Origin of the sequence: Bradyrhizobium frederickii, assembly GCF_004570865.1 — a bacterium.
GTDB classification, from domain to species: Bacteria; Pseudomonadota; Alphaproteobacteria; order Rhizobiales; family Xanthobacteraceae; genus Bradyrhizobium; species Bradyrhizobium frederickii.
Window position 1 is genome coordinate 120799 of the sequence record NZ_SPQS01000005.1, and the last position, 25843, is coordinate 146641.

The following is a 25843-nucleotide window of genomic DNA, read 5'->3' on the forward strand; positions in this document are numbered from 1 at the left end:
GGGCCAAGCGACTTGTCCGCCGTAGCTCGAAGAGCGAAGGCGGAAGCGTGCCCACCACCTCTCTGCCAATCGAAACGAATGGTAGGCACGGCGCTATGCGCCTTTGCCCGCCCTACGATTGCGGATCGTGCCGCAACGAGCTGATCACCGGCCAGGCCGCCAGCGCGGCAGCCAGATGCTTGAGCGTGTGGCCCGAGACGATGTGGCCCGTCGCGTCGAACACGATCGCATCGCCAAGCTCGAAAAGCTTGGCCAGCGCATAGAACAAGATCACGCCGCCGAGCGGCACGCCAAGCGCGCCGGGCCGGGGCCGCGTCAACGCCAGTCCCACGGCCAGCGCGATGCCGCCGTACTGCACGACCACCCACGGCGTGAGATTCTCGCGCGCCACCCAGGCAGCCAGCAGGCCCGTGATCATCATCAGCACCAGCACCGCCTCGCCCGCGCGCACGCTGATGCGCTCGCTGGCCGCGATGCCCAGAAATCCCGCGAACGCCACGGCCATGCCGAGGCGGTCGGCGATCAGCCGTTGCGGCACGTCGGGGTCGAGATGATAGAAGCCTGAGCCCAGGCAAGTGAGGATCAGTCCCACGAAGAACCAGCTTGCACCGACGGGCACCTCGAGACGGCCGCGCAGCCGCTCCGAGCCCCAGACACCCATCGCGAGGAAGGCGAGATTGCTCAGCACGTCGGCGGCGTTGGGCACGCCGAGCCAGGCGCGGCTGTCGACGAAATGCGGGATGTGCCAGGCGGCGGCAGGCAGCGCCGGCGCAAAGAGGGCCGCGACCGCCAAGACGAGGAGCGCCGCGGTCAGATATTTTTCGCGGGCTTGCGAGGCGCCGAACGAAGGGCGGCGGGCCCCCAAGGGGAGTAGGGCAGCCGCCTGGATGGGATCATTTGCGCGCGACATGCGGGGCTCTCCAGCATTGAACAATGTTCAGTATTAGTAGCCGAAAGATGAACAATGTTCAATAAAAATTACCCGTGACGCCAGCTGGTATCCATCCTATTGGAAACCATGGGATATTTTAGAACGACGGGGCCGACCGCAGCGCCTCGCGCGAGCGTGCAGCGCTCGCGTCCTGGGCGACATGGGTCCCGGCTCGCGCGCCGCGCGTCCGGGACACGAGGCTACGCGGCGATCTCCGCCACGATCCTGCCCGTGGTCACCTGATCGCCCTCGGCGACGTCGATCGCGGCGACAACGCCGTCGATGCCGGCCTTGTGGACGTGCTCCATCTTCATCGCTTCCAGCGTCATCACCGGCTGGCCGGCGGCAACCCGGTCGCCCGGCTTGACCAGAACGGCGACGACGCGGCCATTCAGGGCCGCGCGGACCTTGCCGTCTCCGCCATTGCTCGCGGCGGCCTTCGGCGCAGCCAGGGTGAGATCAATCACCGCAAGCGGGATACCGCGATGCTGGAGATAGAGCCGATCGCCGTCGCGCAGGAATTTGGCGCTGTCCATCACGCCGTCGTGGCGAAAGCGGATGGCGTCAGCGTCGAGCTGCTCGATCTCGAATTTGTCCTGGCGGCCATAGGTCGCCACGATATAGCCGCCGTCGCGTTCGCGCGTGATTTCGAGCTCCAGCGTTTGGCCGGCGATCTCGGTCTTCGCGGGAAGCGGGAACGTTGCCGACAGGCTCCGGCCACTTTGCCAGGACGGCGCGCGCGGATTGGTGACGTAGAGCAGCAGGCCTGCCAGCGCCGTATCGAATGCCGCCTCTCGCCGCGGCGCCAGCAATTCGTCGCGGTGCGCATCGATGAAAGCCGTCGTCGCCTCGCCCCTGGCAAAGCCGGGATGCCGCAGACACGACATCAGGAACGCCTGATTGGTCGTCACGCCGAACGCGGTGAGCTGCTCCAGGCCGACGATCAGCCGCCCCCTCGCCTCCTCGCGCGTGGTGCCATGGCTGATCACCTTGGCGATCATGGAATCGTAGAACGGCGGGATCTCCGAGCCCGATTGCAGCGCGTGCTCGACACGGATGCCGTCAGGCACCTGCCAGCGTGCCATGCGGCCCGATTGCGGCATGAAGTCGTGCGCGGCATCTTCCGAGCACAGCCGCACCTCGATGGCATGGCCGGAGAACGTGATGTCCTGCTGCTTCACCGGCAACGGCTCGCCGCGCGCGACGCGCAGCTGCAACTCGACGAGATCGAGCCCGGTGATCGCCTCGGTGGCGGGATGCTCGACCTGAAGACGGGTGTTCATCTCCATGAAGTAGAATTCGCCGCTCGCATCGAGCAGGAATTCCAGCGTGCCCGCGCCTTCATAACGCAGCGCCTTCACGGCCGCGACGGCGACCTCGCCCATTCTGGCGCGCAGCTCCGGCGTGACCGCGGGCGACGGCGCCTCCTCGATCAGCTTCTGGTGACGACGCTGCACCGAGCAGTCGCGCTCGCCGAGATGAATGGCGTTGCCGTGGCTGTCACCGAACACCTGGATCTCGATGTGCCGGGGATTTTGGATCGCTCGCTCGAGGATGACTGTGGGATCGCCGAAAGCGGCCTTGGCTTCCGACCGCGCGCTGCGCAGCGCATCCGGGAACGAGGCCGCTTCAGTGACGAGCCGCATACCGCGGCCGCCGCCGCCGGCGACGGCCTTGATCATGACTGGGAAGCCGATCCTCCTGGCCTCCGCCAGCATGACTTCGTCGCCCTGCTCAGTGCCCTGATAGCCGGGCACGACGGGAACGCCGGCCTTCGTCATGATTTCCTTGGCGCCGGCCTTGTTGCCCATCGCCTCGATCGCCTGCGGCGACGGCCCGATGAAGACCAGGCCGGCATCCTTGCAGGCTTGCGCAAACGCCTCGTTTTCGGCGAGGAAACCGTAGCCGGGGTGGACGGCATCGGCACCGCTCGCCTTGGCCGCTGCAATGATCGCGGGGATGTTGAGATAGGACTGCGCCGGCAAGGCTTCGCCGATGCGCACGGCTTGGTCCGCCTGCCGAACATGGAGCGCATCGCGGTCGGCATCCGAATAGACCGCAACCACGCCAAGGCCGAGCCGCCGCGCGCTGCGCATCACGCGTAGTGCGATCTCGCCGCGATTGGCCACAAGGACCTTGAAGAACGGTCGGTGCTGCACTGATCCGTTCCTCATGGGCGGGCCACCGAGAATTGCATGCGCTGGGGTGCGCGCGCGTCGCCCTCGCGGCAGATCGCGAGCACCTCCGACAGCACCGCACGGGTATCGCGCGGATCGATCACGCCGTCGTCGAGCACGCGCGCGCTGGTCGAGAAAACGTCCATCTGGCCGTCGAACACGCCGACGATCTGCGCCTTCATGGCATCCAGCTTGTCCTTCTCGATCGGCTTGCCGCGGCGGGCGGCGGCGGCCTCGGTCACGATCGCCATAGTCTCGGCGGCCTGCTCGCCGCCCATCACGGCGGTCTTGGCGTTCGGCCAGGAGAAGCAGAAGCGCGGATGGAAGCCGCGGCCGCACATGCCGTAATTGCCGGCGCCGAACGAGGCGCCGCAATAGATCGTGATCTGCGGCACCGTCGCCGAGGTCACGGCCTGGATCATCTTCGAGCCGTGCTTGATCATGCCCGCTTCTTCATAGGCCTTGCCGACCATGTAGCCGGTGGTGTTGTTGAGATAGAGCAGCGGCGTGCGGGTCTGGCAGCAGGCCTGGATGAAATGCGTCGCCTTGTTGGCGCCGGCGGGATCGAGCGGCCCGTTGTTGGTGATGATGCCGATCGCCTGTCCCTCGATGCGGGCATGACCGCAGACGGTGGCCGGGCCGTAGTTGGGCGCCATCTCGGTGAAATCGGAATCGTCGATGATGCGCGCGATCACCTGCTTCATGTCGACCGGGCGCTTGTGATCCATCGGCATGATGCCAAGCAGCTCGTCCTGATTGTAGCGCGGCGGCTTGAACTCCGGAGCCGCCCGCCCCGGCCGCTCCCACTCCAGCGCGGCCATGATTTCGCGCGCGATGCGCAGCGCGTCGCGGTCGTCTTCGGCGAGGTAGTCGCCGAGGCCGGACACCTGCGTGTGCATCTCGGCGCCGCCGAGCTCCTCCTCGGTCGCAATCTCGCCGGTCGCGGCCTTCAACAGCGGCGGCCCCGCGAGAAAGGCGCGGGTGCGGCCGCGGACCATCACGATGTAGTCGGACAAGCCAGTCTGATAAGCGCCGCCCGCCGTGGACGAGCCGTGCGTGACGGTGACGACGGGCAGGCCGGCCGCCGACAGCCGCGCCAGATTGCGAAAGATGTTGCCGCCGCGGACGAAGTCCTCGACGCGGTAGCGCAAGAGATTGGCGCCGGCGCTTTCGACGAGCTGCACATAAGGCAGCTTGTTCTCCAGCGCGAGCTCCTGCACGCGCAGCGTCTTGTCGAGGCCGAAAGGCTGCAGCGCGCCGGCATCGATGCCGGAATCGCTGGCGCTGACCATGCAGCGGACGCCCGAGACGAAGCCGATGCCGGCGATGACGCCGCCACCGGGCACGCTCTTGTTCGCGTCCGGCACGTCGAACATGTAGCCGGCCAGCGTGGACAGCTCGATGAAGGGCGCGCCGGGATCGAGCACCAGCGCGACACGCTCGCGCGGCAGCAATTGGCCGCGCTTGTGGAAACGATCCTTTGCCGCGGCAGATGCGGCACGCGTGCGCTCTTCCAGCGCGCGCATGCGGTCGATCAAGGCGAGCATGCCGTCACGGTTGGCGTGGTAGGCGGCGCTGCCGGGGGATATGGTGTTTTCGAGAGTAGACATTAGTGCTCCTGCCCGTCATTCCGGGGCGCGCGGAGCGCGAGCCCGGAATCCATACTCCCGATCGTGGTTATGGATTCCGGGCCTGGCCCTTCGGGCCATCCCGGAATGACAGAGTGTGGCTAGCGATTCGTCCCAAAGATCTTCCGCGCCTCGGCCGGGCTCGCGATCTCGCGGCCCGCACGCCTTGCACAGGCGGCGATCGCCTCGATCAACTGGCCGTTTGATGTCACCTTCTTGCCGTCGGCGAGATAGAACGTATCCTCAAGCCCCGTGCGCAAGTGCCCGCCGAGCTCGGCGCAGCGCTGGTGCAGCGGCCAGATCTCCTCGCGGCCGATCGCGGTGACCTGGAAATGCGCCTCGGGGCGCTTCAGCTTGATCAGGATCGGCAGCAGCTCGGGATCGGCAGGCATGCCGGAGGCAACGCCCATCACGAAATTATATTCGAGCGGTCCCCTGTACATGCCGACCTGGTGGTACATGCCGACGCAGCGGACGATGCCGACGTCGAAGCATTCGAACTCGGGGATGGTGCCGACCGCGTTCATGACGTCGAGATAGTCCTTCACCTTCTCGACCGCGTTGTCGAACATCATCGGCGGCCAGGCCCAGGTGTTGTCGGCCTTCACCTTCAGATAATTCAGCGAGCCTGCATTGCAGGCGGCGATCTCCGGTTTGGTCTCGCGGATGCAGTCGAGCGCGCCGGAGTAGTTCGGCCCTGACACGCCCGAGGTATGATTGATGATGACGCCGGGGCAGGCTTCGCGGATAGCCTGCTGAATCTCCTTGCTGACGCTCACCTCCCAGGACGGCAGGTGTCCCTTGCCCGGCGCCTGCTGGCGCAGATGGATGTGCATGACGGACGCGCCGGCCTCGAACGCAGCCCTGGCCTCCCGCGCCATCTGCTCGGGCGTCACAGGCACGTTGTGCTGCTTGGGGTCGGTGAGCACGCCGTTCAGCGCGCAGGTGATGACGGCCTTGTCGCTCATGCCAACAATATCTCGCACGTTGAGAATTCAACGTTTGCGATCATGTGATGGGTGGCATGCAGCTTCTTGCGCGGAGAAGCTGGGAGAGGCGGGCTTTCGTAGGGTGGGCAAAGGCGCTCTTGCGCCGTGCCCACCATCTCTCCACACCTCACGAAAGTCGTGGGCACGCTTCGCTTTGCCCACCCTACAAGAGCGGTGCTAGCCCGCCTCCGCCAGCCGGACCGTCTCGGTGCTGCGATAGATCGCAAGGTCGCGCGAGCCGACGAAGATCGCGCGCGGCTTCAATCCGTAGAAGCGGCGGATCGAGTGGCTGAAATGGGTGGAGTCGGGATAGCCGATGTCCTGCGCGAGATGGGCGAGGTTGAGATCCTGGTTGGCGAAGTGCAGCAAATGCCGCGCGCGCTTCCAGGCACGGAAGGAGCGGAAGGAGATGCCGGTCTCTTCCTTGAACAGGTGCAGGAAGCGCGAGGCGGACAGTCCGGCTTCGGCGGCGCAAGTATCCGCCGTCACCGGCTCGCCGGAGAAACGCTCGATGCGGGCAACGGCCCGCGTGATGCGCGGATCGAGCACGCGGCGCGGCAGCGCCTCGCCAAAGCACATCTCGTCGAACTCGGCGGTGGTGATGTCGCCATAGCGGCGCTGGCGCAGGAGCGCATAAGCGGCCAGGATCTTGCGGGCATAGGCGGCTTTGTCCGGCCCGCGCAGCCGCTCGGCCAGGGACTCGATCACGCCGTCCGGCATGCTTTCCGGCTCCAGCGTCACGCTGATGACGGTGCGATAGTCGCTGGCGATGGAATGGCGCTGGTTCGGCAGCGTGACGAACAGCTCGCCGCTGACAAAGGTATCGTCGATCGTGAGATGCAGGCTGCCCTTCACCGCGACATAGACATGGCAGCAGCCGGGGGTCCGCTTGCGAGGGCGCCCGAGCAGGCCGGCATAGAACACCCGCTCCGGCGTGATCAGCATCAGATGGTCGGATTCGCGACCTTTATCTTCCATTGGGTTCCTCCTCGCGCGGCTCTCTGGCCGCTGCGGACGGAGGTCACCTTAGCGGAAATTTGGCCGCTGTCACGAGAGGATAGCGCTGTCATGAAACATGCATCGTCGTTCCGGGGCGATCCGCAGAACCGAGCCCGGAACCTCGAGATTCCGGGCTCGATGCTGCTCATCGCCTCAGGAAATGACAGCCTCCCTTACGTCCTCACTCTCGCTGCAACATTCTGCTCGACGCCAGCCTTCTGTTCCGCAGCCACGGCACGCTTGAAACCTTCGCGCTGCTGCAGGCGCGCCCAATAGGCTGCGACATTTGGCCCAAAATCCTTGGCGAGCCCGATGTTGCTCGCCAGGCGAAGCGCGTAGCCGATGACGATGTCAGCGGCGGTGAAGCGGCCGGCGCACAAGGTTTCGGCATTGGCTGTGGCTGCCTCAACGGCGCGCAGTCGGCCCAAGAACCATTTCGCATAGTCGCCGGCGACCTGCGGATTGCGACGCTCCTCCGGCTCGAGCTGGGTGTATCGCAGCACCAGCGTCTGCGGAAAGGTTAACGTGGCATCGCTGAAATACATCCAGTTCAGGAATGCGCCATAAGCGGGATCATCCGGCCCGACCATCAGCGGCGTCGGGCCGTATTTGATGCCGAGATAGTGGCAGATGCCGGAGGACTCGGTCATCCTGGTCTCGCCGTCGATCATGAAGGGAATCGTGCCCAGCGGATTAAGCGCGAGATATTCCTTGGCGAAGACGCGCGGCGGGAACGGCAGCATCTTCAGCTCATAGGGCAGCCCCATCTCTTCCAGCATCCAGAGCGGACGGAATGAGCGCGCGGCGTCGCAATGATAGAGCGTGATCATCAGGCGTTTCCTTTGCTCCCCGGCAGCGTGCCCATCATCTTGCACAGGACCATCAGCATGACCTCGTCGGCACCGCCGCCGATCGAGGTCAGGCGGCTGTCGCGATAGGCGCGGCTGACCGGCGTCTCGTTGGTAAAGCCCATCCCGCCCCAATATTGCAAGCAGGCGTCGGTGAGCTCGCGGCCGAGCCGGCCGGCCTTCAGCTTGGCCATCGTCGCGAGCCGCGTCACGTCCTCGCCGGCGACCAGCTGCTCGCCGGCACGATAGATCAGCGCGCGCAGCAGCTCGACCTCGGTCTGCATCTCCGCGAGCTTGAAGTGCACGACCTGATTGTCGAGGATGCTCTGCCCGAAGGCCTTGCGGTTGCGCGTGTATTCGATGGTCTGGTCGATGATGTATTCATGCGCCTTCAGGCAAGCCGCCGCGCCCCAGAGCCGCTCCTCCTGGAACTGGATCATCTGGTAGGTGAAGCCCTTGCCCTCCTCGCCGATCCGGTTGCGCTTGGGGACGCGGACATTGTCGAAGAAGATCTGCGCGGTGTCGGAGGAACGCATGCCCAACTTGTCGAGCTTGCGGGCGACCGTGACGCCCTTGCTCTTCATGGGCACGCAGATCAGCGACTTGTTGCGGTGAACGGGCCCGTCGCCGGTGTTGGCGAGCAGGCAGATCCAGTCGGCCTGCGTGCCGTTGGTGATCCACATCTTGCCGCCATTGATGACGTAATCCTCGCCGTCGGAGCGCGCCTGCGTCTTGATCGACGCGACGTCGGAGCCTGCGCCGGGTTCGGAGACGCCGATGCAGGCGACGAAATCGCCCGAGATCGAGGGCGCCAGAAACTCGCGGCGCACCTCGTCCGAACCGAAGCGCGCCAGCGCCGGCGTCGCCATGTCGGTCTGCACCCCGATCGCCATCGGCACGCCGCCGCAGGTGATGGCCCCCAACTCCTCCGCCATCATCAGCGCATAGGAATAGTCGAGGCCGGAGCCGCCGAATTCGACCGGCTTGTTCAGGCCGAGGAAGCCGAGGCTGCCCATCTTCTTGAACAGCTCGTGCGCCGGGAAGATGTCGGCCTTCTCCCATTCATCGACATGAGGATTGATCTCGCCCGCGATGAATTTTTGCAAGGAGCGGCGAATGTCGTCGTGGTCGGCGGTGAATAGCATTTTATCCTCTTCGTCATTCCGGGGCGCGCGAAGCGCGAACCCGGAATCCATTTCTCTACAGTGCGTGCGGCCCGATGGATTCCGGGCTCGACGCTTCCGCGTCGCCCCGGAATGACGGCGTCCGTCACAGCCCCATCTGCCGTGACGCCAGATCCTTCATGATCTCCTCGGTGCCGCCGCCGATGGCATTGACCTTGACCTCGCGGTAGATGCGCTCGGCCTTGATGCCGCGCATGAAGCCGGCGCCACCGAATATCTGTACGGCTTCGGAGGCACAGTAAGCCATGGTCTGCGTCGCCTGGTTCTTCATCATGCAGATTTCCGCAACCGGGCTCTCGCCCTGCTCGAGCCGCCAGGCCAGCATCTCCAGCATTGCCTGCGAGGCTGCCACCTTCTGCGCCATGTCGACGATCTTGTGCCTGATCACCTGATGCTGGGCGAGCGGCTTGCCAAAGGTCTTGCGCTCCTTGGCATAGGCGATGGCCTCGTCGAGACAGACCCGGGCGAAGGCGGTGCAGCCTGCCGCCATGCCCATGCGCTCGCTGTTGAAATTCTGCATGATGATCTTGAAGCCCTGGCCCTCCTCGCCGATCAGATTTTCGGCCGGCACGCGGCATTCGTCGAAATGCAGCGTCGCGGTATCGGAGGCCCACCACCCCATCTTCTTGAGCTTGGTGCGCAACAGGCCGGGCGTATCGCCTTCGATCAGGAGCAGGCTGACGCCGCCGGCGCCTTCGCCGCCGGTACGCACGGCAACGGTCAGATAATCGGCGCGCATGCCTGAGGTGATGAAGGTCTTCTCGCCGCTCACGACGTAGTGATCGCCGTCGCGCCGTGCCCTGGTGCGGAGGCCCGCGACGTCGGAGCCACCGCTCGGCTCGGTGATCGCGAGCGCGGAGATCTTCTCGCCCGACAGCACCTGCGGCAGCACGCGCGCCTTCACCTCAGGCCGCGCCGCGCGCGCGATCGGCGGCGAGCCGATGGTGTGGCTCATCAGGCTGGCACTGACGCCACCGGCGCCGGCCCGCGCCAGCTCCTGGCTCGCGACGATCTTCATGAACTGATCGGCGGCGATGCCGCCATATTCCTCGGGGAATCCCAGGCCCAACAGGCCGATCTCGGCCGCCTTGCGATAGAGCGCGCGGGGAAATTCGCCGGCCTCGTCCCACTCATGGGCGAAGGGCGCGATCTCCTTCTCGACGAAGCGGCGCATCACGTCGCGAAACGCGTCGTGCTCGGCGGTATAGAACGGGCTCTTCATTGGTCTCGCCCTGTTGGCGGATTCGCTGGTCCACCATGGCTGGAACATTTGCCATTCACTTGCGCAGAGTGGCTGACCGTAAGGAGCCTCTCCACCGTAGCCTGCGGCCTAGCAACTCAACGCAAGACGATTTTCCCCGCTCGCAGGCCAACTCTGGCGCAAAAAAACGTTGCTGCACAGACTCCGGCTGGCCCCAGGGCCATGCCGGGCATGGTGCGCAGGGGAGGTATTTTTGGCCGTTCGTTACTACGACTGGATCGTCCATCATGGCCGCCGCACACCGAACAAGGTCGCGGTGATCGACCTCGCGAGCGAACGCCGCTTCACCTATTCGCAGCTCGATGCCCGTGTCTCGCGCCTCGCCTCGTTCCTGCGCCACACGCTGAACGTCTCGCGCGGCGACCGCGTCGCGGTGCTGGCGCTGAACACGACCGATACGCTGGAGGTGCAGTTCGCCTGCGGTCGCCTGGGTGCGATCTTCGTGCCGCTGAACACCCGCCTCACCGTTCCCGAGCTTCAGTTCATCACCGGCGATTGCGCGCCGAAGGTGATGATCCACGACGCCGATCTCGCCGAGACGGCGCTTGCCGTGGCGAAGCTCTGCGGTGTCGCGACCAGCCTGCTGCTCGGCCCGGGCGCGACCTACGAGGCCGGCATCGCCGCCGCAACACCGCTCGACCGCACTGAAGAGGTCACGCTCGATGACGTCTCGACCATCATGTACACATCGGGCACGACGGGCCATCCGAAGGGCGCGACCATTACCCACGGCATGACCTTCTGGAACTGCGTCAATCTCGGCGGCCCCGCCTGCATCGGGCCGGCCTCGGTCCTCCTCACCGTGCTGCCGTTGTTCCACACCGGCGGGCTCAATTGCTACACCAATCCCGTGCTGCATGCCGGCGGCACCGTGATGATCATGCGCGCCTTCGATCCCGGCACGGCGCTCGGCCTGATCAACGACCCCGCGCAGGGCATCAACGTGTTCTTCGGCGTGCCGGCGATCTACCAGTTCATGGCGCAACACCCCGCCTTCGCGACGACCGACCTCAGCCGGCTGATCGTCGGCGGTGTCGGCGGCGCGCCGATGCCGGTGCCGCTGCTGAAAGTGTGGGAGGCGCGCGGCGTCGCGCTGCAGCAGGGCTACGGCATGACCGAGACATCGCCGGCCGTCTTGGTGCTCGATCGCGAGGATGCCGCGCGCAAGGCCGGCTCCGCCGGCAAGCCGGTGCTGCATACGGAGGTGCGCATCGTGCGACCCGACGGCAGCGATGCCGATGTCGGCGAACTTGGCGAGCTCTGGGTGAAGGGACCGAACATCACACCGGGCTATTGGAACAGGCCGGAGGCGAACAAGACCTCCTTCACCGACGGCTGGCTGCACACGGGCGACGCGACGCGCGTCGACGAGGAAGGCTTCTACTACATCGTCGACCGCTGGAAGGACATGTACATTTCCGGCGGCGAGAACGTCTATCCGGCCGAGGTCGAGAACGTCCTGCATCAGCTCAGCGCCATCGCCGAAGCTGCCGTGATCGGCATCCCGGATCCGCAATGGGGCGAGGTCGGCCTTGCCATCGTCGCGGTCAAGCCCGGCCAGAAGCTCACTGAGGCCGACGTCTTGGCGCATTGCGCGGCCAATCTGGCGCGCTTCAAGTGCCCGCGCCAGATCCGCTTCGTCGACGCGCTGCCGCGCAACGCCACCGGCAAGATCCACAAGCCGACCTTGCGCAAGGAATTCTCGGTGGCCTCAGAGATCGACAGGAAAGTCGCCAACTCCTGACCACAGCGCCCTTCGCGGGCGCTTTTCCGGCGGACCGGCCCGTCGATTGCGGATTATTGCGTCAGGAACAGCGCAAAAGGCTCTTCCACCGTGCGGCGCAGATGTTTTCGATACAGGGCGTGGTTGGCATCGTCGGGCGCAACCCGCCCCAAGGATGGCTGCGGGACGTTCCTGAGCGGCACGTAGGCGATCGGGGCCGCGATCGGCGTGAGCTGCGAACCAGGGCCTGCACGGAGCGTCGAGATGATGCCGTACATCTCGCCGGCGACCGTCGGCCGCGACACCGTGATCACGCGATGCTGGCCGTGCTTGACGATGACGAGGTAGATGAAGCCCGATTGATGGGGAACGGCGACTTCGCCGGTATGCTCGTAGGCGGCATCGGTTCGATCGCCCTCGCGGAAAACCAGAGAAGAGACTTTCGGCTCCCAGATGATCTCGGTGCGGTAGGCGAAAATCGCGTCCTTGTCGCCAAAGGACGGCCGCAACGTGATGTAGACGTCTTCGAGCCAGGTCACGGCGCGATGCGCATAGGAGCCGAGGCTGTCGGGAGCGACATCGTTGCCGGCCTGAGGCGCCGGCACGACGGGGCTCTTGCGTAAGGAGACGCCCAGTGCCTGCTCCAGCCGGACCGTCGTCGCCAGCGTGAACGGGCGTCGTCCGCCGAGCACCTTCTCCAGCGTCGAGAGGCTGAGCTTGGCCTGCTCGGCCAGCGCCTGCCGGGAAATCCGGCGTCTGGCGAGCTCCTCGCGAATGGTCTCGGCGATCTCGCGGCTCTGCTCGTCCGAAAGCTGCTTGTCGGAAACCTTGTCCTGCATCTGCATCGTTGGCCCTGCTCCAGCACAGTCATTCTAGCAGGCCGGACAAACCAGCACAAAACCGCACATGACCACCCCGGCCACGGCGCACCCGGCCGGCCGTGGCGGAACATTGCCGATCATTCTGCTCGCGAAAGCGACCGCTCCCGGCGAATGCTCGGAGCCAGCAAACGCCCTTTCGGGAGCAGGCCAAATGGACACCTACGACACAGCCGACGACGACGAGCACCCCATGTTGAACCGGCTGATCAAGCTCGGATTGCTTCTTCTCGCGCAGGGCATCGCGGTGATGCTGATGGCCTTCGTGGCCCTGCTCGTCAGCTTCGGGACGAGTTGGTCGGCAACGACCGAGCAGGCCAGCCTGCTCCAGCCCGGCGATGCCAGATCCGGAAGCCTGCTCCTGAAGGGCGACGGCGCCATCACGGAAGCGATCCGCCTCGGCATCGACGTCGACATCACGGTTTCCGGCCCGACCCTGCGCACCCGGGTCACTCAGGTCTTCCGCAACCCGACCCAGGATTGGGTCGAGGCGACCTATGTCTACCCGCTCGCGACCGGCGGTGCCGTCGATACGCTGAAGATGGTGGTCGGCGACCGCATCATCGTTGGAGACATCAAGGAGCGGCAGCAGGCACGATTGATCTACGAAGAGGCGCGCCGCGCCGGTCAGAGGGCCGCGCTCACCGAGCAGGAACGGCCGAACATCTTCACCAATTCGGTTGCCAATATCGGCCCTGGCGAAACCGTGCTGGTGCAGATCGAATACCAGGAGCCTGTGCATCAATCCGGCAAGGAATATTCGCTCCGCCTGCCGCTGGTGATCGGACCGCGCTACAATCCGGCGCCGATCGTCCAGAGTGTCGATTTCCGCAAGGACGGATCGGGCTGGGGTGCGACGACATCGGACCCGGTAACGGATCGTGACCGCATCTCGCCGCCCGTGCTGGATCCCGCCAAGACTGCACCGGTCAATCCGACCAGCATCACGGTGCGCCTGAAGGCCGGCTTCGCGCTTGGCGAGGTCAAGAGCCACCACCATAATGTCAAGATCGAGAGCCCGGACAGCACGACACGAATCGTCACGCTCGCCGACGGCGCTGTCCCCGCCGACCGCGACTTCGAGCTGACCTGGAAGCCACTCACCGACAAGGCGCCGTCGGTCGGCCTGTTCCGCGAACGTGTCGGCGATGCCGATTATCTGCTCGCCTTCGTCACTCCGCCCGGCGCCGAGCAGGCGACAGAAAAGCCGATGCCACGCGAGGTCGTGTTCGTGATCGACAATTCGGGGTCGATGGGCGGCACGTCGATGGTCCAGGCCAAGGCGAGCCTCGCTTACGCGCTCTCCCGGCTTCAGCCGACCGACCGGTTCAACGTCATTCGCTTCGACGACACCATGGACGTGCTGTTTCCCGCTTCCGTGCCGGCCGATGCCGCGCATGTCGGCGAGGCAACCTCGTTCGTGAGCGCTTTGCAGGCGCGCGGCGGCACCGAGATGGTGCCGGCGATGCGCGCAGCGCTGGCCGACAAGCTCGGCGACACCGGCATGGTTCGCCAGGTCGTCTTCCTGACCGACGGCGCAATCGGCAACGAGCAGCAATTGTTCGAAACGATCACGGCGATGCGCGGCCGTTCGCGTGTCTTCATGGTCGGCATCGGGTCGGCACCCAACACCTATCTGATGACCCGCGCCGCCGAGCTCGGCCGCGGGGCCTTTACCCATATCGGCTCCGTCGAGCAGGTGGAGGAACGCATGCGCAGCCTGTTCGCCAAGCTCGAAAACCCGGCCGTGACTGGTCTCGCCGCGAAGTTCTCCGAGGCCAACGCCGACGTCACCCCGGCGATTATCCCCGACGTCTATCGCGACGAGCCGCTGGTGCTGGCGGCAAAGCTCGACAAGCTCGCGGGCGCGCTCGAGATCAGGGGGCGCGTCGGCGACCGCCCATGGTCGGTGACCCTGCCGCTGCAACATGCCGCCGAGGGCAAGGGCCTGTCGAAACTCTGGGCCAAGCGCAAGATCGGTGACGCCGAAGTGGCGCGCGCCATGCGGGAGCTCGCACACGAGGAGGCGGACAAGGCGATCCTGGCGCTGGCGCTCGACCATCAGATCGTCACGCGCCTGACCAGCCTGGTCGCCGTCGACAAGACGCCGAGCCGCCCCGAAGGCGCGCCGCTCAAGCTCAGCGAATTGCCGATCAACCTGCCGGCCGGCTGGGATTTCGAGAAGGTGTTCGGCGAACGGCCGCAGATCCCGGCGCAGCTGCGCGAGCGCCATGCCGATGCGGGCACCTCACCGGCCATGCGGCGCCCGACACCCGCAGCGCCCGATGCGATCCGTCTGCCCAAGACGGCGACCTCGGCCGAACTGAAGATGATCGCAGGCCTGATCCTGATCGTGCTTGCCCTGGTCCTGTTCGCGTTCAACCGGCGTCGGCCCTTGCTCACCAACGCCGCTTGAGAGAGGAGCTCCCCGACTCCTCTGTTAGCGCGCGCGGCTGCCTGTCCCGTAACCAACGGCCGCGCGCGCCTTTTTTGGGGACGTCATTGCGAGGAGCGAGCGACGAAGCAATCCAGGCTTCCGCTCCGGAGACAGTCTGGATTGCTTCGCTTCGCTCGCAATGACGGAAGGAGAAGCACGATGCCTCGCCTCATATCTCCTCTGGTTCTGGCCCTGATCGGCCTCTTCCTGTTCGGCGACGGCGCCTACATCCACGCCAAGGCACGGCTCGCCCAAATGCTGCTGGAGCGGGCGTTCGACCGAAGCATCGCGACGGGACAGGCGGTGAAGCCATGGTCGTGGGCCGACACCTGGCCGGTGGCGCGGATCGAGGTCAAGCGGATCGGTGCCAGCGCCATCGTGCTGGAAGGCGCGAGCGGACAGGCGCTGGCGTTTGGCCCCGGCCATATCCACCAAACAGCCGATGCGGGTGAACGCGGGACTGCCGTCTATGCCGCCCATCGCGACACTCATTTCCGCTTCCTGCGCAATGTCGTCATTGGGGACATCATCGATGTCACACGTCGCGACGGTCGACATTTCCGCTATCGCGCAGATTCCTCGGCCGTGGTCCGTTTCGATGCATCGGGAATCGACGCCACGACACAAGGTTTCGAGCTTGTTCTCGCGACCTGCTGGCCATTCGACGCGGTCACCTCGGGCCCCGAGCGCTACATCCTGCATGCAACATTGATCGGAACCGACAAGTCGCCTACTGCGCCAGCGACACGCGCCAGTGTCGCTCATTCCACCACACGGCATACCCCCGTGGTTGCCAGTCCGAAGGACTCGCCATAGAACGGAGTGGCACTCGACCAAGAAGAACAACAGGTGAGGTCACGGCATGGAAGCCCAGGTGTCTGCTGCATCCGCGTTCCATCCATGGTCTCCACCGTCCGATGCCAGCGACATCGTCAAGGGCATCCACGCGATGCTGCATCCGCGCAACATCGTGCTGGTGGGCGCGACCGACAAGCCTGGCAATTATGCCGAACGCATCTGGAACAATCTGATCAAGTACGGTTACGAGGGCGGCCTCTATCCGGTCAACGCCAAGCGCGACACTATCTGGGGCGTTCCCTGCTACAAGGATTTTGCGAGCCTCCCGGAGAAGCCCGATCACGTTCTGGTGCTGGTGCCGGCGCGTTCTGCCGTACAGGTGATCCGCGACGCCGCGGCGGCCGGCGCGCGCTCGGCCACTATCGTCACCTCCGGCTTCAGCGAGCTGCAGGACGAGGAAAGCCAAAAGCTCGCCGCCGAATTGCAGGCGGCCGTGCGCGAGACAGGACTTGCGGTCACGGGGCCGAACTGCCTCGGCAATCTGAGTGCCGGCGAAAAGCTCTTCACCAACATCGATGACCGTGTCGTGACCATGGAGCAGGGCGCGGTGGCGATCGCCGGACAGTCCGGTGCCATCGTCATGGCAATCCGTCAAGCGCTGGAGGATCGCGGCGTCGGCGTCGGCTACATGGTGACAACAGGCAATGAGACCGGGCTCGAGACGCCGGACCTGATGCGCTATTTCGCCGAGGATCCGAGCGTCAAGGTGATCGTCGTCTATCTCGAAGGCGTACGCAACACCAGGGCGTTCCGCGACGCCTGCAAGGCGGCGCGCGCCGCCAGCAAGCCCGTGATCGCGCTCAAGCTCGGCGCCTCCGAAGGCGGCCGCGCTGCGGCGATGGCACACACCGGCGCGCTTGCGGGCTCGATCGAGACGTTCGATGCCGTTGCAACGCGCGAAGGCGTGATCCGGGTCGGTGGGCTCGACGAGCTGATCGAGACCACCGAATGCTTCGTCCACGCGGCCGTGCCCAAAGGCGACCGGCTCGCCGCCGTCACGCTGTCGGGCGGCAAGCGCGGCATGCTGATCGACGCCTTTGACGCAGAGGGCCTGAAGTTTGCGCCGCTGAGCCCGCATGTCAGCTCGGAGCTGGCGAAGATGCTCGGACCGGGCTCGATCGTCGGCAATCCGCTCGACGCCGGCTTTGCCGCGGTCGTCGATCCGTCCGTCTATATGAAGTCGATCAAGCTGATGATCGACGATCCCGATATCGACATCGTCATCGTCGATGCCGAGCTGCCGAAGGCGCCGCACGAGCTGCGCGAGCGCAATCTGCGCATCGTCGACGAGATGGCGGGCAAGGGCGGCAAGCCGGTGATCTACATCAGCGCGATGTCGATCGGCTTCACCGAATTTACCAAGTCCTTGCGCAAGTCGCTGCCGCATCTCGCGGTCATGCAGGGCATGGACCGGGCGGTGACTGCGATCAAGTCGCTGCTCGCCTACGCCAGGCTGCGCAAGGAGGTGCCCGACATCGTCTCGAGCTCGAAGCCCGCCGCGCGCGCCGTGCTGGAGAAGGCGCTGAAATCTGCAAGCGGCGCCGCGCTCGACGAGGTCGCCTCGAAGAAGCTTCTGAAGGCGTATGGCATTCCGATCTCGAAGGAGGCGATCGCACAGACCGCGACGGAAGCCGTAGAGATCGCCAAGCAGATCGGCTTTCCGGTCGTGGCCAAGGTCGTCAGCGCGGAGATCCTGCACAAGTCCGACATCGGCGGCGTTGTGCTGAACCTGAACAGCGCGGCCGAGGTGAAGAAGGCGTTCGCCGATATCACGGCCCGGGTGAGTAGGTTGAAGGGCAAGCCGAGGCTCGACGGCGTTCTGATCGCGCAGCAGGTCAAGGCCGAGCTCGAGCTCGTGGTCGGCGCCTCGCTCGATGCCGAGATGGGGCCTGTCGTGCTGTTCGGCACCGGTGGCATCGACATCGAGCTGATGAAAGACGTCGCGCTCGCCGGCGCGCCGCTGGACGAGGCCGAGGCGCGGCTCCTGATCGGCCGTACCAAGGCCGGCATCAAGATGCGCGGCTATCGCGGCAAGCCGGCCCTGCACGAAGCCTCCGCGGTGAAGGCGCTGGTCGGCCTGTCCAATTTGATCGCGGATGCCGGCGACCGGATCGCCTCGATCGACGTCAACCCGTTCCTGATCAACACCAGGACCGGCGTGGCCGTCGATGCCCTGATCGTGCTGAACAATGCTGCGGCAAAAGGGGCGGCGGGACATTGAGACGCCGTAGCCCGTAGGGCGGATTAGCGCAGCGCAATCCGCCACTCCATAAGACAGGCGAAGAAGGCGGCGGGTTACGCTTCGCTAACCCGCCCTCCTTACATTGCGGCCTTCTTCCAACTTCCCTGCTTTGGCCTTAGACTCAGCCTCATGGCACGTGCGAGCAATCTGGTGATCGGAACGGCGACGCTGGCGGCGATCGCCGTGGCGTTCGGCGGCCTGCTCGGCGTGCAGAAATGGCGCACCATCCAGAGCCGCAGCCAGTTGCGCGTGGTGTTCGAGGGCGGCTCCGCCAGCGGCCTGCGCCGCGGCGGCCCGGTCAATTTCGACGGTGTGCCGGCCGGCCAGATCCGCTCGATCAAGCTGGAGAGTCCGCGCCGGATTGTGGCGCTGGTGATGCTCGACAATACCGCGCCGATCCGCAAGGACACTGTGGCGGGCATCGAGTTCCAGGGCCTCACCGGCGTCGCCGCGATCTCACTGATCGGGGGCGCTCCCTCCGCGCCACCGGTGCCGCTGGACTCGGACGGCGTCCCCGTCCTGACCGCCGATCTCAGCGACGCCGAAACCATCGTCGAAACCCTGCACAGTGTCGACCGCGCGATCGTCAGCAATGCCCCCGCAATCAAGGAGGGCCTGAGCACGTTCGAAAATTACACGGCCGGTCTCCGGAGCAAGGGCACCGAGATCGATTCCGTGATGGCCAAGGTCGACAGCGCCTTCGCGGGCTTCGACAAGGCGGTCACGAAGATCGAGGGCGTGGTGCCCGGCTTCGTCGACGGCAAGGCCGACGAGCTGTTCGAGAAGATCAAGGGACTGCACGAGCTTGCCGACACCATGAAGAAGAAGTCGGCGGGCTATCTCGAGGACATCCGTCGCTCACTGCTCGATGTCAGCGAAGCCGCCAACAAGATGAGCGGGATACCCACGCCCGCCGCCGCCCCGCGCCCGCCGCGCAAGCCTGCACAGCAGAAGCGCTGATCTAGTAATTGGACGCCGCCGCCTCATTTGGGATGCCGTCGATCGGACACTCCTCGGTCCCCGGCGTCGCGCGGGTCATCGCCTCGACCATGTCGCGCGTTCCTTCGGGATCCCTGATCCAGTTCTTGTAGAAATCATACGGGCACGCCGCGACGCCGCGCGGGCTGTCGCCGGAATTGATCATGCCGGTGTAACCGCGGTGGACCAGCTTGTAGAGATGGTTCTGCGACTGGCCGTTGCGGCGCGCATCGCGGATCAGGTGTTTCGAGAGCTGCGCATATTGGATGCCGTAATCCTCCTCGCCGCATTCGCCGAGCGTGCGGCCGTCGAAGCCGATGATCGCGGAATGGCCGAAATAGGAATAGACGCCGTCGAAGCCGGCGGCATTGGCGACCGCGACATAGACGTTGTTGGCCCATGCCATCGCCTTGGAGATCATGACCTGCTGCTCCTTGGCCGGGTACATGTAGCCCTGGCAACGCACGATCAGCTCGGCGCCCTTCATGGCGCAGTCGCGCCAGATCTCCGGATAATTGCCGTCGTCGCAGATGATCAGGCTGACCTTGAGCCCTTTCGGCCCCTCTGACACGTAGGTGCAGTTGCCCGGGTACCAGCCCTCGATCGGCACCCATGGCATGATCTTGCGGTACTTCTGCACGATCTCGCCCTTGTCGTTCATCAGGATCAGGGTGTTGTAGGGCGCCTTGTGCGGATGCTCCTCGTGGCGCTCACCGGTCAGCGAGAACACGCCCCACACCTTCGCCTTGCGGCAGGCCTCGGCGAAGATCGCGGTTTCCTCGCCCGGCACCACCGAGGCTGTCTCGTACATCTCCTTGGAGTCGTACATGATGCCTTGCGTGGAATATTCCGGGAAGATCACGAGGTCCATGCCGGGCAGGCCGACCTTCATGCCGACGATCATGTCGGCGATCTTGCGGGCGTTCTCGAGCACCTCGGCCTTGGTGTGCAGGCGGGGCATCTTGTAATTGACGACCGCGACGCCGACCGTGTCGTTGCTGCTGGAGATGTCACCGTGAAGCATGTTGAGCGCTCCTGTACCTATCTGTTTGATGCTGGCGTGTAGCGTTAGTGGCTGATCATCCAGGGCCGCGCCGTCGGAAAACCCTTGGCGCCGCTTCCGGACTTGGTCATCAGCCGCGCCGGCTTCTTCTTGTCCGGCGAGCCCTTGTCCTTCGCCGTCTTGCCCGACGAGCAGCAGCCGCAGCCGGGGCCGTGCGAGGCCTTGTATTGCGCCAGCGTCTGCGGTGCGTGCGAGCTGCGCTCGTTGACCGCATGCGCCTTGCGCTTGTCGGCCGGCATGCAGAAGAAATTCGGGGCGGTCAGAATCACCCGCGGCGCCATGGTCTCGCAGTGCGGACAGCTTTGCGGATCGTCGCATTCCGCCATCAGGCGCAGGTCCTTGAAGGGACCGCAGTCGTCACAGAGATATTCGTAGACCGGCATTTACATCATCCCCAACGCGCTGGCCTGTTCACAACTCGCTGCCACCGCGCATGCGGAGACAGCCCCTCACCCCAACCCTCTCCCCGTAAGAACGGGGAGAGGGAGCGCAAGCGTCACTTGTCCGGCGAGATCGGCATCTGGATATCGCCGGTGATGTGCTTGATGGGTCCGGCCGCCGACGGCATCACGTCGAAGTCGAAGATCTCCGTCGGCAGCCACAGCGTGGCGCAGGCATTGGGTACGTCGACCACGCCGGAGATATGTCCCTGACACGGCGCGGTGCCGAGGATCGAATAGGCCTGAGCGCCTGAGTAGCCGAACTTCTTCAGATACTCGATCGCGTTGAGGCAGGCCTGACGATAGGCGATGTGAACATCGAGATAGTGCTGCTTGCCGGCCTCGTCGACCGAGATGCCTTCGAAGATCAGATAGTCCTTGTAGTTCGGCGTGATCGGCGACGGCTTGAAGATCGGGTTCTTGATGCCGTACTTCGACATGCCGTCCTTGATCACTTCCACCTTCAGGTGCAGCCAGCCGGCCATTTCGATGGCGCCGCAGAAGGTGATCTCGCCGTCGCCCTGGCTGAAGTGCAGGTCGCCCATCGAAAGACCGGCGCCCGGCACATAGACCGGGAAGTAGATCTTCGAGCCACGCGAGAGATCCTTGATGTCGCAATTGCCGCCATGCTCGCGCGGCGGCACGGTGCGTGCTCCTTCGGCGCCGATCTTGGCCTTGACGTCGCCCTTGGCGCGGCCGCCATGGGCGGTCGGCGCGAACGGCGGGTTGGCAAGGCCAGGCACACGGGTCGGGTTGGTCGAGATCAGCTCGGCCTCGCGCTTGTTCCAGGTGTCCAGCATCTTGGGATCGGGCAGACAGCCGATCAGGCCGGGATGGATGAGACCTGCGAAGTTCACGCCGGGCACGTGGCGCGACGAGGTGTAGAGGCCCTTGATGTCCCAGATCGACTTCTGCGCCAGCGGGAAATGGTCGGTGAGGAAGCCGCCGCCGTTCTGCTTGGAGAAGAAGCCGTTGAAGCCCCACAGGCTCTCCTTGAGCGGACCGACGTCGAGCAGATCGACGACGAGCAGGTCGCCGGGTTCGGCGCCCTTGACCCCGATCGGGCCGGAGAGGAAGTGCACGATCGACAGATCGATGTCGCGCACGTCGTCGGCGGAATCGTTGTTCTTGATGAAGCCGCCCGTCCAGTCGTAGGTCTCGATGATGAAATCGTCGCCGGGATTGACCCAGGCCACGATCGGGATGTCGGGGTGCCAGCGGTTGTGCACCATGTCATTTTCATAGGCCGATTTGGTGAGATCGACCTTGATCAGTGTCTCTGGCATCGAGATGCTCCCCTTTTACACAGTTGGTTAGACGGACAGATATTTCGAGACCTGCGCGGCATCGACGGCATCGCGCGGATCGTCACGTACGATCTCGCCGTTCTCGATCACCAGAACGCGGTCGGCGATATCGAGCGCAAAGCTCAGGACCTGCTCGGACACGACGATGGAGAGCCCCTTTTCGTCGCGGATGCGCTTCAGGGTGCGCGCCATCTCCTTGATGATCGACGGCTGGATGCCTTCGGTCGGCTCGTCCAGCAGCAGAACCTTCGGCTTGGTTGCGAGCGCGCGCGCGATCGCGAGCTGCTGCTGCTGGCCGCCGGACAAGTTGCCGCCGCGACGACCCTTCATTTCCAGCAGCACGGGGAACAATTCGTAGATGTCGCCCGGCACCTCGGAGCCACCGGAGACGACGAGCCCGGTCTCGATGTTCTCCTTCACCGTCATGGTCGAGAAGATCATGCGGCCCTGCGGCACGTAAGCGAGGCCCTTGGCGACGCGCTCGTAGCTCTTGAGGCTGCCGAGCTCGGCGCCGTCCATGGTCACCGAGCCGCGTCTCGCGGGCAGGATGCCCATCAGCGACTTCATCAGCGTGGTCTTGCCCATGCCGTTGCGACCCATGATCGCCACGATCTCGTTGGGCGCGACCTTGACGTTGAGCCCGTGCAGCACCTCGCTCTGGCCATAGGCAACGTGGAGATCGGAAATTGCCAGCATCAGCGTATTCCTGGTTCAGAGTGAATGGTGAGGCACGAACGCCTTCCTTCTCCCCTTGTGGGAGAAGGTGGCGCGGACGCAGTCCGCGACGGATGAGGGGTCTGCATCCGCGGATGCACGAGGCAGTTTGACGCGCGGAGAGATACCCCTCACCCGGATCGCATCTGGCGATGCGATCCGACCTCTCCCACAAGGGGAGAGGTGCACCGCCCGAGCCGCAACTGTTTCACTCACCTTCGTCATCGCTCAGTGCCCCAGATAGACTTCGACGACCTTGGGATCGTTCTTCACCTTCTCCATGGTGCCCTCGGAGAGGATCTGGCCCTGGTGCAGCACGGTGACCTTGTGCGCGATGTCCTCGACGAACTTCATGTCGTGCTCGATCACCAGCACCGAGCGGTTCTTGATGATGCGGTTGAGCAATTCGGCGGTCTTGGCGCGCTCGGACACGCTCATCCCGGCGACGGGCTCATCGAGCATCAGGAGGTCGGGGTCCTGGATCAGCAGCATGCCGATCTCGAGCCATTGCTTCTGGCCGTGGCTGAGCTCGTCGGCATAGGTATTGAGCTTGTCCTTGAGGAAGATCATCTCCGCGATCTCCTCGACCCTGTCCTTCACCAGCTGGTCGCGCTGAAAGGTCAGCGAGCCGAACACGCTGCGGCCGCGCGGGAACGAGATCTCGAGGTTCTCGAACACGGTGAGATCCTCGAACACCGACGGCGTCTGGAACTTGCGCCCGACGCCGGTCTGCACGATCTCGTTCTCCTTCATCTTCGTGAGCTCCTTGCCACGAAACTGAATCGAGCCCGAGGTCGCCTTGGTCTTGCCGCAGATCAGGTCGAGCACCGTGGTCTTGCCGGCACCGTTGGGACCGATGATGACGCGAATCTCGTTCTCCTCGACGTAGAAGGAGAGATCGTTGACCGCCTTGAACCCGTCGAACGAGACGGTCAGGCCGGAGACCGCGAGCAGGAAGTCCTTGGGTTGATGACCGATGAGCATGATCTATCTCCTCACTGCCGGCGCGGCATCGGCATCGTGATGACCGATGAGCATGATGGCCTTCTCACTCTGCCGGCGCGCCGTCGGCGACCGAATTGTCGTTCCAGCCCGGCTTCGCCTTGCGCGAGGCGAACAGCCGATCGATGCGCGGCTGTACGTAGTCGGCCCAGAGTCCGGACAGACCATTGGGGAAGGCGAGCACGACCGCGATGAACAGCGCGCCGAGGCCGAACAGCCAGAGTTGCGGGAAGGATTCGGACAGGCTGGTCTTGGCGAAATTCACCAGGATGGCGCCCCAAATCGCGCCGAAGATCGACATCCGCCCGCCGACTGCGGTGTAGATCACCATCTCGATCGAGGGCACGATGCCGACGAAGGACGGCGACATGAAACCGACATTGAGCGCGAACATGGCGCCGCCGATCGCGGCGAAGACCGCGGCCATGCAGAAGGCAAAGATCTTGAAATTGGCGACGCTGTAGCCGGAGAAGCGAACGCGGTCCTCCTGCTCGCGCATCGCCACCAGGATGCGGCCGAGCTTGGTCAGGCGGATGAACTGCGCGATGCCGATGCAGGCGAACAGCAGCACCACTTCGACGAAGTACAGGATGATCTTGGCGTGGTCGGGCCGGATATCCCAGCCCTTGAGCGTGCGCAGATCGGTCATGCCGTTGATACCGCCGGTATAGCCCTGCTGCCCGACGATCAGGATGGTGAGGATGGCGGCCACGGCCTGGGTGATGATCGCGAAATAGGTGCCGCCGACGCGGCGCTTGAACATCGCGGTGCCTATGATCAGGGCGAACAGGCCGGGGACCAGGATGATGGCGAGGATGGTGAAGGTGAGGCTGTGGAACGGCTGCCAGAACAGCGGCAGTGACGTGATCTGATTCCAGTCCATGAAATCAGGAATGCCGGGCGTCGACTGGATCTTGGTGTTCTCGACGCTGGAGGCCTCGAGCTTGAGGAACATCGCCATGCAATAGCCGCCGAGGCCGAAGAAGACGCCCTGCCCCAGGCTCAGGATGCCGCCATAGCCCCAGCACAGCACGAGGCCGAGTGCGACAAAGGCGTAGGTCAGGTATTTCGCGACCAGATTGAGGCGGAATACATCCAGCGTCAGCGGCAGGATCACGAACAGCACGGCGGCAAGCGCAATGAAGCCCATCAGTTCGGATCGGTTGAAGAAGCGTGAGTTGATGATCATGACTTGCCTGCTTCTCGTTATTTGCGGACTTTGAGGGCGAAGAGGCCCTGGGGCCGCAGCATCAGGATGCCGACGACCGCGAGCAGCGTGAGCACCTTGGCCATCGAGCCCGACATGAAGAATTCGAGCGTCGATTGCGTCTGCGAGATCGAGAAGGCGGAGGCGATGGTGCCGAGCAGGCTGGCGGCGCCGCCGAACACGACGACCAGGAACGTATCGACGATGTAAAGCTGCCCCGACGTCGGCCCGGTCGAGCCGATCATGGTGAAGGCGCTGCCGGCGACGCCCGCGATGCCGCAGCCGAGTCCGAAGGTGTAGCGGTCAACCTTCTCGGTGTTGATGCCGACCGCGCCGGCCATGATGCGATTCTGCACGACGGCGCGAACCTGGCGGCCCCAGCGCGACATGTAGAGAACGTAGGCGACTGCGATGGTGATCAGCACGGTGAGACACATCACGAAGACGCCGTTGATCGGCACCTCAATGCTGTCGGTGACGCGCAGCGAGCCGAGCATCCATTGCGGCAGCTCGACGCCGACCTCGCGTGCGCCGAACACGGAGCGATAGGCCTGCTGCAGCATCAGGCTGAGGCCCCAGGTGGCGAGCAGCGTATCCAGCGGACGCTTGTAGAGGTGCCGTATCAGCGCCCATTCCACCAGCATGCCCAGCGCGCCGGATGCGACAAAGGCGAGGATCATCGCGAGGAAGAAGTAGCCGGCGAACAGACCCGGCAAATAGGCCTGGAAGAGATTGGAGGTCATCCAGGTGACGTAGGCCCCGAGAATCATGAACTCGCCATGGGCCATGTTGATGACGCCCATCTGGCCGAAGATGATGGCAAGCCCGAGCGCCATCAGGACGTAGACCGAGAACAAGATCAGCCCGGCAAAGCCCTGCATGACGAAGATGGAGCCGAGATCACCAAGCGAGTAGTCGCCGAACATCGATGTCCTCCGTCGGGGATAAGGGTCCCGCGTCGCGATGCAGTGTCGCGA

The 25843-nt window shown here is 64.7% G+C and carries 20 protein-coding genes and 1 pseudogene; 5 read left to right on the forward strand and 16 right to left on the reverse strand.

Translation table 11 applies throughout. The features are described 5' to 3' along the window. Positions 1 to 112 precede the first annotated feature (112 nt). From E4K64_RS10395 to E4K64_RS10430, 8 genes are all read right to left on the reverse strand, one after another. Positions 113 to 910 carry a hypothetical protein gene (locus tag E4K64_RS10395; RefSeq protein ID WP_135163427.1) on the reverse strand — a complete coding sequence of 266 codons (798 nt, stop codon included), beginning with the start codon at positions 908 to 910 and terminating at the stop codon, positions 113 to 115. Positions 911 to 1131: 221 nt separating this feature from the next. Next, positions 1132 to 3105: an acetyl/propionyl/methylcrotonyl-CoA carboxylase subunit alpha gene (locus tag E4K64_RS10400; RefSeq protein ID WP_135163428.1), complete on the reverse strand. Its 1974-nt coding sequence runs from the start codon at positions 3103 to 3105 to the stop codon at positions 1132 to 1134. Then, positions 3102 to 4718 carry an acyl-CoA carboxylase subunit beta gene (locus tag E4K64_RS10405; RefSeq protein ID WP_135163429.1) on the reverse strand — a complete coding sequence of 539 codons (1617 nt, stop codon included), beginning with the start codon at positions 4716 to 4718 and terminating at the stop codon, positions 3102 to 3104. The genes E4K64_RS10400 and E4K64_RS10405 overlap by 4 nt, the downstream gene beginning before the upstream one ends. Before the next feature lie 119 nt (positions 4719 to 4837). Then, complete coding sequence (locus E4K64_RS10410) at positions 4838 to 5704, reverse strand: beta-keto acid cleavage family enzyme (protein WP_135163430.1); 867 nt, start codon at positions 5702 to 5704, stop codon at positions 4838 to 4840. A gap of 198 nt (positions 5705 to 5902) precedes the next feature. Further along, entirely contained in the window at positions 5903 to 6703 is an 801-nt protein-coding gene (locus E4K64_RS10415; protein WP_135163431.1) for a helix-turn-helix domain-containing protein, read from the reverse strand. Between the two features lie 194 nt (positions 6704 to 6897). Continuing rightward, positions 6898 to 7554, reverse strand: coding sequence for a glutathione S-transferase family protein (locus E4K64_RS10420; protein ID WP_135163432.1), 657 nt, complete (start codon positions 7552 to 7554; stop codon positions 6898 to 6900). Continuing rightward, a complete protein-coding gene (locus E4K64_RS10425; protein WP_135163433.1) occupies positions 7554 to 8717 on the reverse strand; it encodes an acyl-CoA dehydrogenase family protein in 1164 nt (387 codons plus the stop codon). Before E4K64_RS10425 ends, E4K64_RS10420 begins: the two co-directional genes overlap by 1 nt. Before the next feature lie 124 nt (positions 8718 to 8841). Further along, positions 8842 to 9978: an acyl-CoA dehydrogenase family protein gene (locus E4K64_RS10430; protein ID WP_167771930.1), complete on the reverse strand. Its 1137-nt coding sequence runs from the start codon at positions 9976 to 9978 to the stop codon at positions 8842 to 8844. Between the two features lie 232 nt (positions 9979 to 10210). Here E4K64_RS10430 and E4K64_RS10435 point away from each other — a divergent pair, with 232 nt between their 5' ends. Then, the gene (locus E4K64_RS10435) at positions 10211 to 11761 is read left to right on the forward strand and encodes an acyl-CoA synthetase (protein ID WP_135163435.1); all 1551 of its coding nucleotides are present in this window, start codon (positions 10211 to 10213) and stop codon (positions 11759 to 11761) included. A 53-nt stretch (positions 11762 to 11814) separates the two neighbouring features. On the opposite strand, the gene E4K64_RS10440 is transcribed toward E4K64_RS10435, so the two are convergent. Continuing rightward, positions 11815 to 12585: a helix-turn-helix transcriptional regulator gene (locus E4K64_RS10440; RefSeq protein ID WP_135163436.1), complete on the reverse strand. Its 771-nt coding sequence runs from the start codon at positions 12583 to 12585 to the stop codon at positions 11815 to 11817. 187 nt (positions 12586 to 12772) lie between these two features. Between E4K64_RS10440 and E4K64_RS10445 the strand changes: the two genes are divergently transcribed. From E4K64_RS10445 to E4K64_RS10460, 4 genes and pseudogenes are all read left to right on the forward strand, one after another. Beyond that, complete coding sequence (locus tag E4K64_RS10445) at positions 12773 to 15034, forward strand: marine proteobacterial sortase target protein (RefSeq protein WP_135163437.1); 2262 nt, start codon at positions 12773 to 12775, stop codon at positions 15032 to 15034. Between the two features lie 180 nt (positions 15035 to 15214). Beyond that, positions 15215 to 15775, forward strand: a pseudogene (locus tag E4K64_RS10450) (class GN sortase); the annotation flags it as partial. 142 nt (positions 15776 to 15917) lie between these two features. Then, on the forward strand, positions 15918 to 18134 hold the full coding sequence (locus E4K64_RS10455; protein ID WP_135163438.1) for an acetate--CoA ligase family protein: 2217 nt from the start codon (positions 15918 to 15920) through the stop codon (positions 18132 to 18134). Between the two features lie 150 nt (positions 18135 to 18284). Next, positions 18285 to 19115 carry an MlaD family protein gene (locus tag E4K64_RS10460; RefSeq protein WP_135163439.1) on the forward strand — a complete coding sequence of 277 codons (831 nt, stop codon included), beginning with the start codon at positions 18285 to 18287 and terminating at the stop codon, positions 19113 to 19115. Between the two features lies 1 nt (position 19116). On the opposite strand, the gene E4K64_RS10465 is transcribed toward E4K64_RS10460, so the two are convergent. The 7 genes from E4K64_RS10465 to urtB all read right to left on the reverse strand — a co-directional run bounded on the left by E4K64_RS10465 (position 19117) and on the right by urtB (position 25792). Next, on the reverse strand, positions 19117 to 20157 hold the full coding sequence (locus E4K64_RS10465; protein WP_135163440.1) for an aliphatic amidase: 1041 nt from the start codon (positions 20155 to 20157) through the stop codon (positions 19117 to 19119). A 44-nt stretch (positions 20158 to 20201) separates the two neighbouring features. Then, complete coding sequence (locus E4K64_RS10470) at positions 20202 to 20579, reverse strand: FmdB family zinc ribbon protein (RefSeq protein WP_135163441.1); 378 nt, start codon at positions 20577 to 20579, stop codon at positions 20202 to 20204. 113 nt (positions 20580 to 20692) lie between these two features. After that, complete coding sequence (fmdA, locus tag E4K64_RS10475) at positions 20693 to 21922, reverse strand: formamidase (protein WP_028133835.1); 1230 nt, start codon at positions 21920 to 21922, stop codon at positions 20693 to 20695. A gap of 27 nt (positions 21923 to 21949) precedes the next feature. Further along, positions 21950 to 22639 carry an urea ABC transporter ATP-binding subunit UrtE gene (urtE, locus tag E4K64_RS10480; protein ID WP_126257146.1) on the reverse strand — a complete coding sequence of 230 codons (690 nt, stop codon included), beginning with the start codon at positions 22637 to 22639 and terminating at the stop codon, positions 21950 to 21952. A 246-nt stretch (positions 22640 to 22885) separates the two neighbouring features. Continuing rightward, complete coding sequence (gene urtD / locus E4K64_RS10485; protein WP_126257145.1) at positions 22886 to 23641, reverse strand: urea ABC transporter ATP-binding protein UrtD; 756 nt, start codon at positions 23639 to 23641, stop codon at positions 22886 to 22888. A 64-nt stretch (positions 23642 to 23705) separates the two neighbouring features. After that, positions 23706 to 24848, reverse strand: a complete 1143-nt coding sequence (urtC, locus tag E4K64_RS10490) for an urea ABC transporter permease subunit UrtC (protein WP_164718535.1) — start codon at positions 24846 to 24848, stop codon at positions 23706 to 23708. 17 nt (positions 24849 to 24865) lie between these two features. Continuing rightward, positions 24866 to 25792, reverse strand: coding sequence for an urea ABC transporter permease subunit UrtB (gene urtB / locus E4K64_RS10495; RefSeq protein ID WP_135163442.1), 927 nt, complete (start codon positions 25790 to 25792; stop codon positions 24866 to 24868). Positions 25793 to 25843: the final 51 nt, after the last annotated feature.

Coding starts and splice junctions, on each gene's coding strand:
- E4K64_RS10395 (WP_135163427.1), bottom strand. CDS start 910: ATGTCGCGCGCAAATGATCCCATCCAGGCGGCTGCCCTACTCCCCTTG.
- E4K64_RS10400 (WP_135163428.1), bottom strand. CDS start 3,105: ATGAGGAACGGATCAGTGCAGCACCGACCGTTCTTCAAGGTCCTTGTG.
- E4K64_RS10405 (WP_135163429.1), bottom strand. CDS start 4,718: ATGTCTACTCTCGAAAACACCATATCCCCCGGCAGCGCCGCCTACCAC.
- E4K64_RS10410 (WP_135163430.1), bottom strand. CDS start 5,704: ATGAGCGACAAGGCCGTCATCACCTGCGCGCTGAACGGCGTGCTCACC.
- E4K64_RS10415 (WP_135163431.1), bottom strand. CDS start 6,703: ATGGAAGATAAAGGTCGCGAATCCGACCATCTGATGCTGATCACGCCG.
- E4K64_RS10420 (WP_135163432.1), bottom strand. CDS start 7,554: ATGATCACGCTCTATCATTGCGACGCCGCGCGCTCATTCCGTCCGCTC.
- E4K64_RS10425 (WP_135163433.1), bottom strand. CDS start 8,717: ATGCTATTCACCGCCGACCACGACGACATTCGCCGCTCCTTGCAAAAA.
- E4K64_RS10430 (WP_167771930.1), bottom strand. CDS start 9,978: ATGAAGAGCCCGTTCTATACCGCCGAGCACGACGCGTTTCGCGACGTG.
- E4K64_RS10440 (WP_135163436.1), bottom strand. CDS start 12,585: ATGCAGATGCAGGACAAGGTTTCCGACAAGCAGCTTTCGGACGAGCAG.
- E4K64_RS10445 (WP_135163437.1), top strand. CDS start 12,773: ATGGACACCTACGACACAGCCGACGACGACGAGCACCCCATGTTGAAC.
- E4K64_RS10455 (WP_135163438.1), top strand. CDS start 15,918: ATGGAAGCCCAGGTGTCTGCTGCATCCGCGTTCCATCCATGGTCTCCA.
- E4K64_RS10460 (WP_135163439.1), top strand. CDS start 18,285: ATGGCACGTGCGAGCAATCTGGTGATCGGAACGGCGACGCTGGCGGCG.
- E4K64_RS10465 (WP_135163440.1), bottom strand. CDS start 20,157: ATGCTTCACGGTGACATCTCCAGCAGCAACGACACGGTCGGCGTCGCG.
- E4K64_RS10470 (WP_135163441.1), bottom strand. CDS start 20,579: ATGCCGGTCTACGAATATCTCTGTGACGACTGCGGTCCCTTCAAGGAC.
- fmdA (WP_028133835.1), bottom strand. CDS start 21,922: ATGCCAGAGACACTGATCAAGGTCGATCTCACCAAATCGGCCTATGAA.
- urtE (WP_126257146.1), bottom strand. CDS start 22,639: ATGCTGGCAATTTCCGATCTCCACGTTGCCTATGGCCAGAGCGAGGTG.
- urtD (WP_126257145.1), bottom strand. CDS start 23,641: ATGCTCATCGGTCATCAACCCAAGGACTTCCTGCTCGCGGTCTCCGGC.
- urtC (WP_164718535.1), bottom strand. CDS start 24,848: ATGATCATCAACTCACGCTTCTTCAACCGATCCGAACTGATGGGCTTC.
- urtB (WP_135163442.1), bottom strand. CDS start 25,792: ATGTTCGGCGACTACTCGCTTGGTGATCTCGGCTCCATCTTCGTCATG.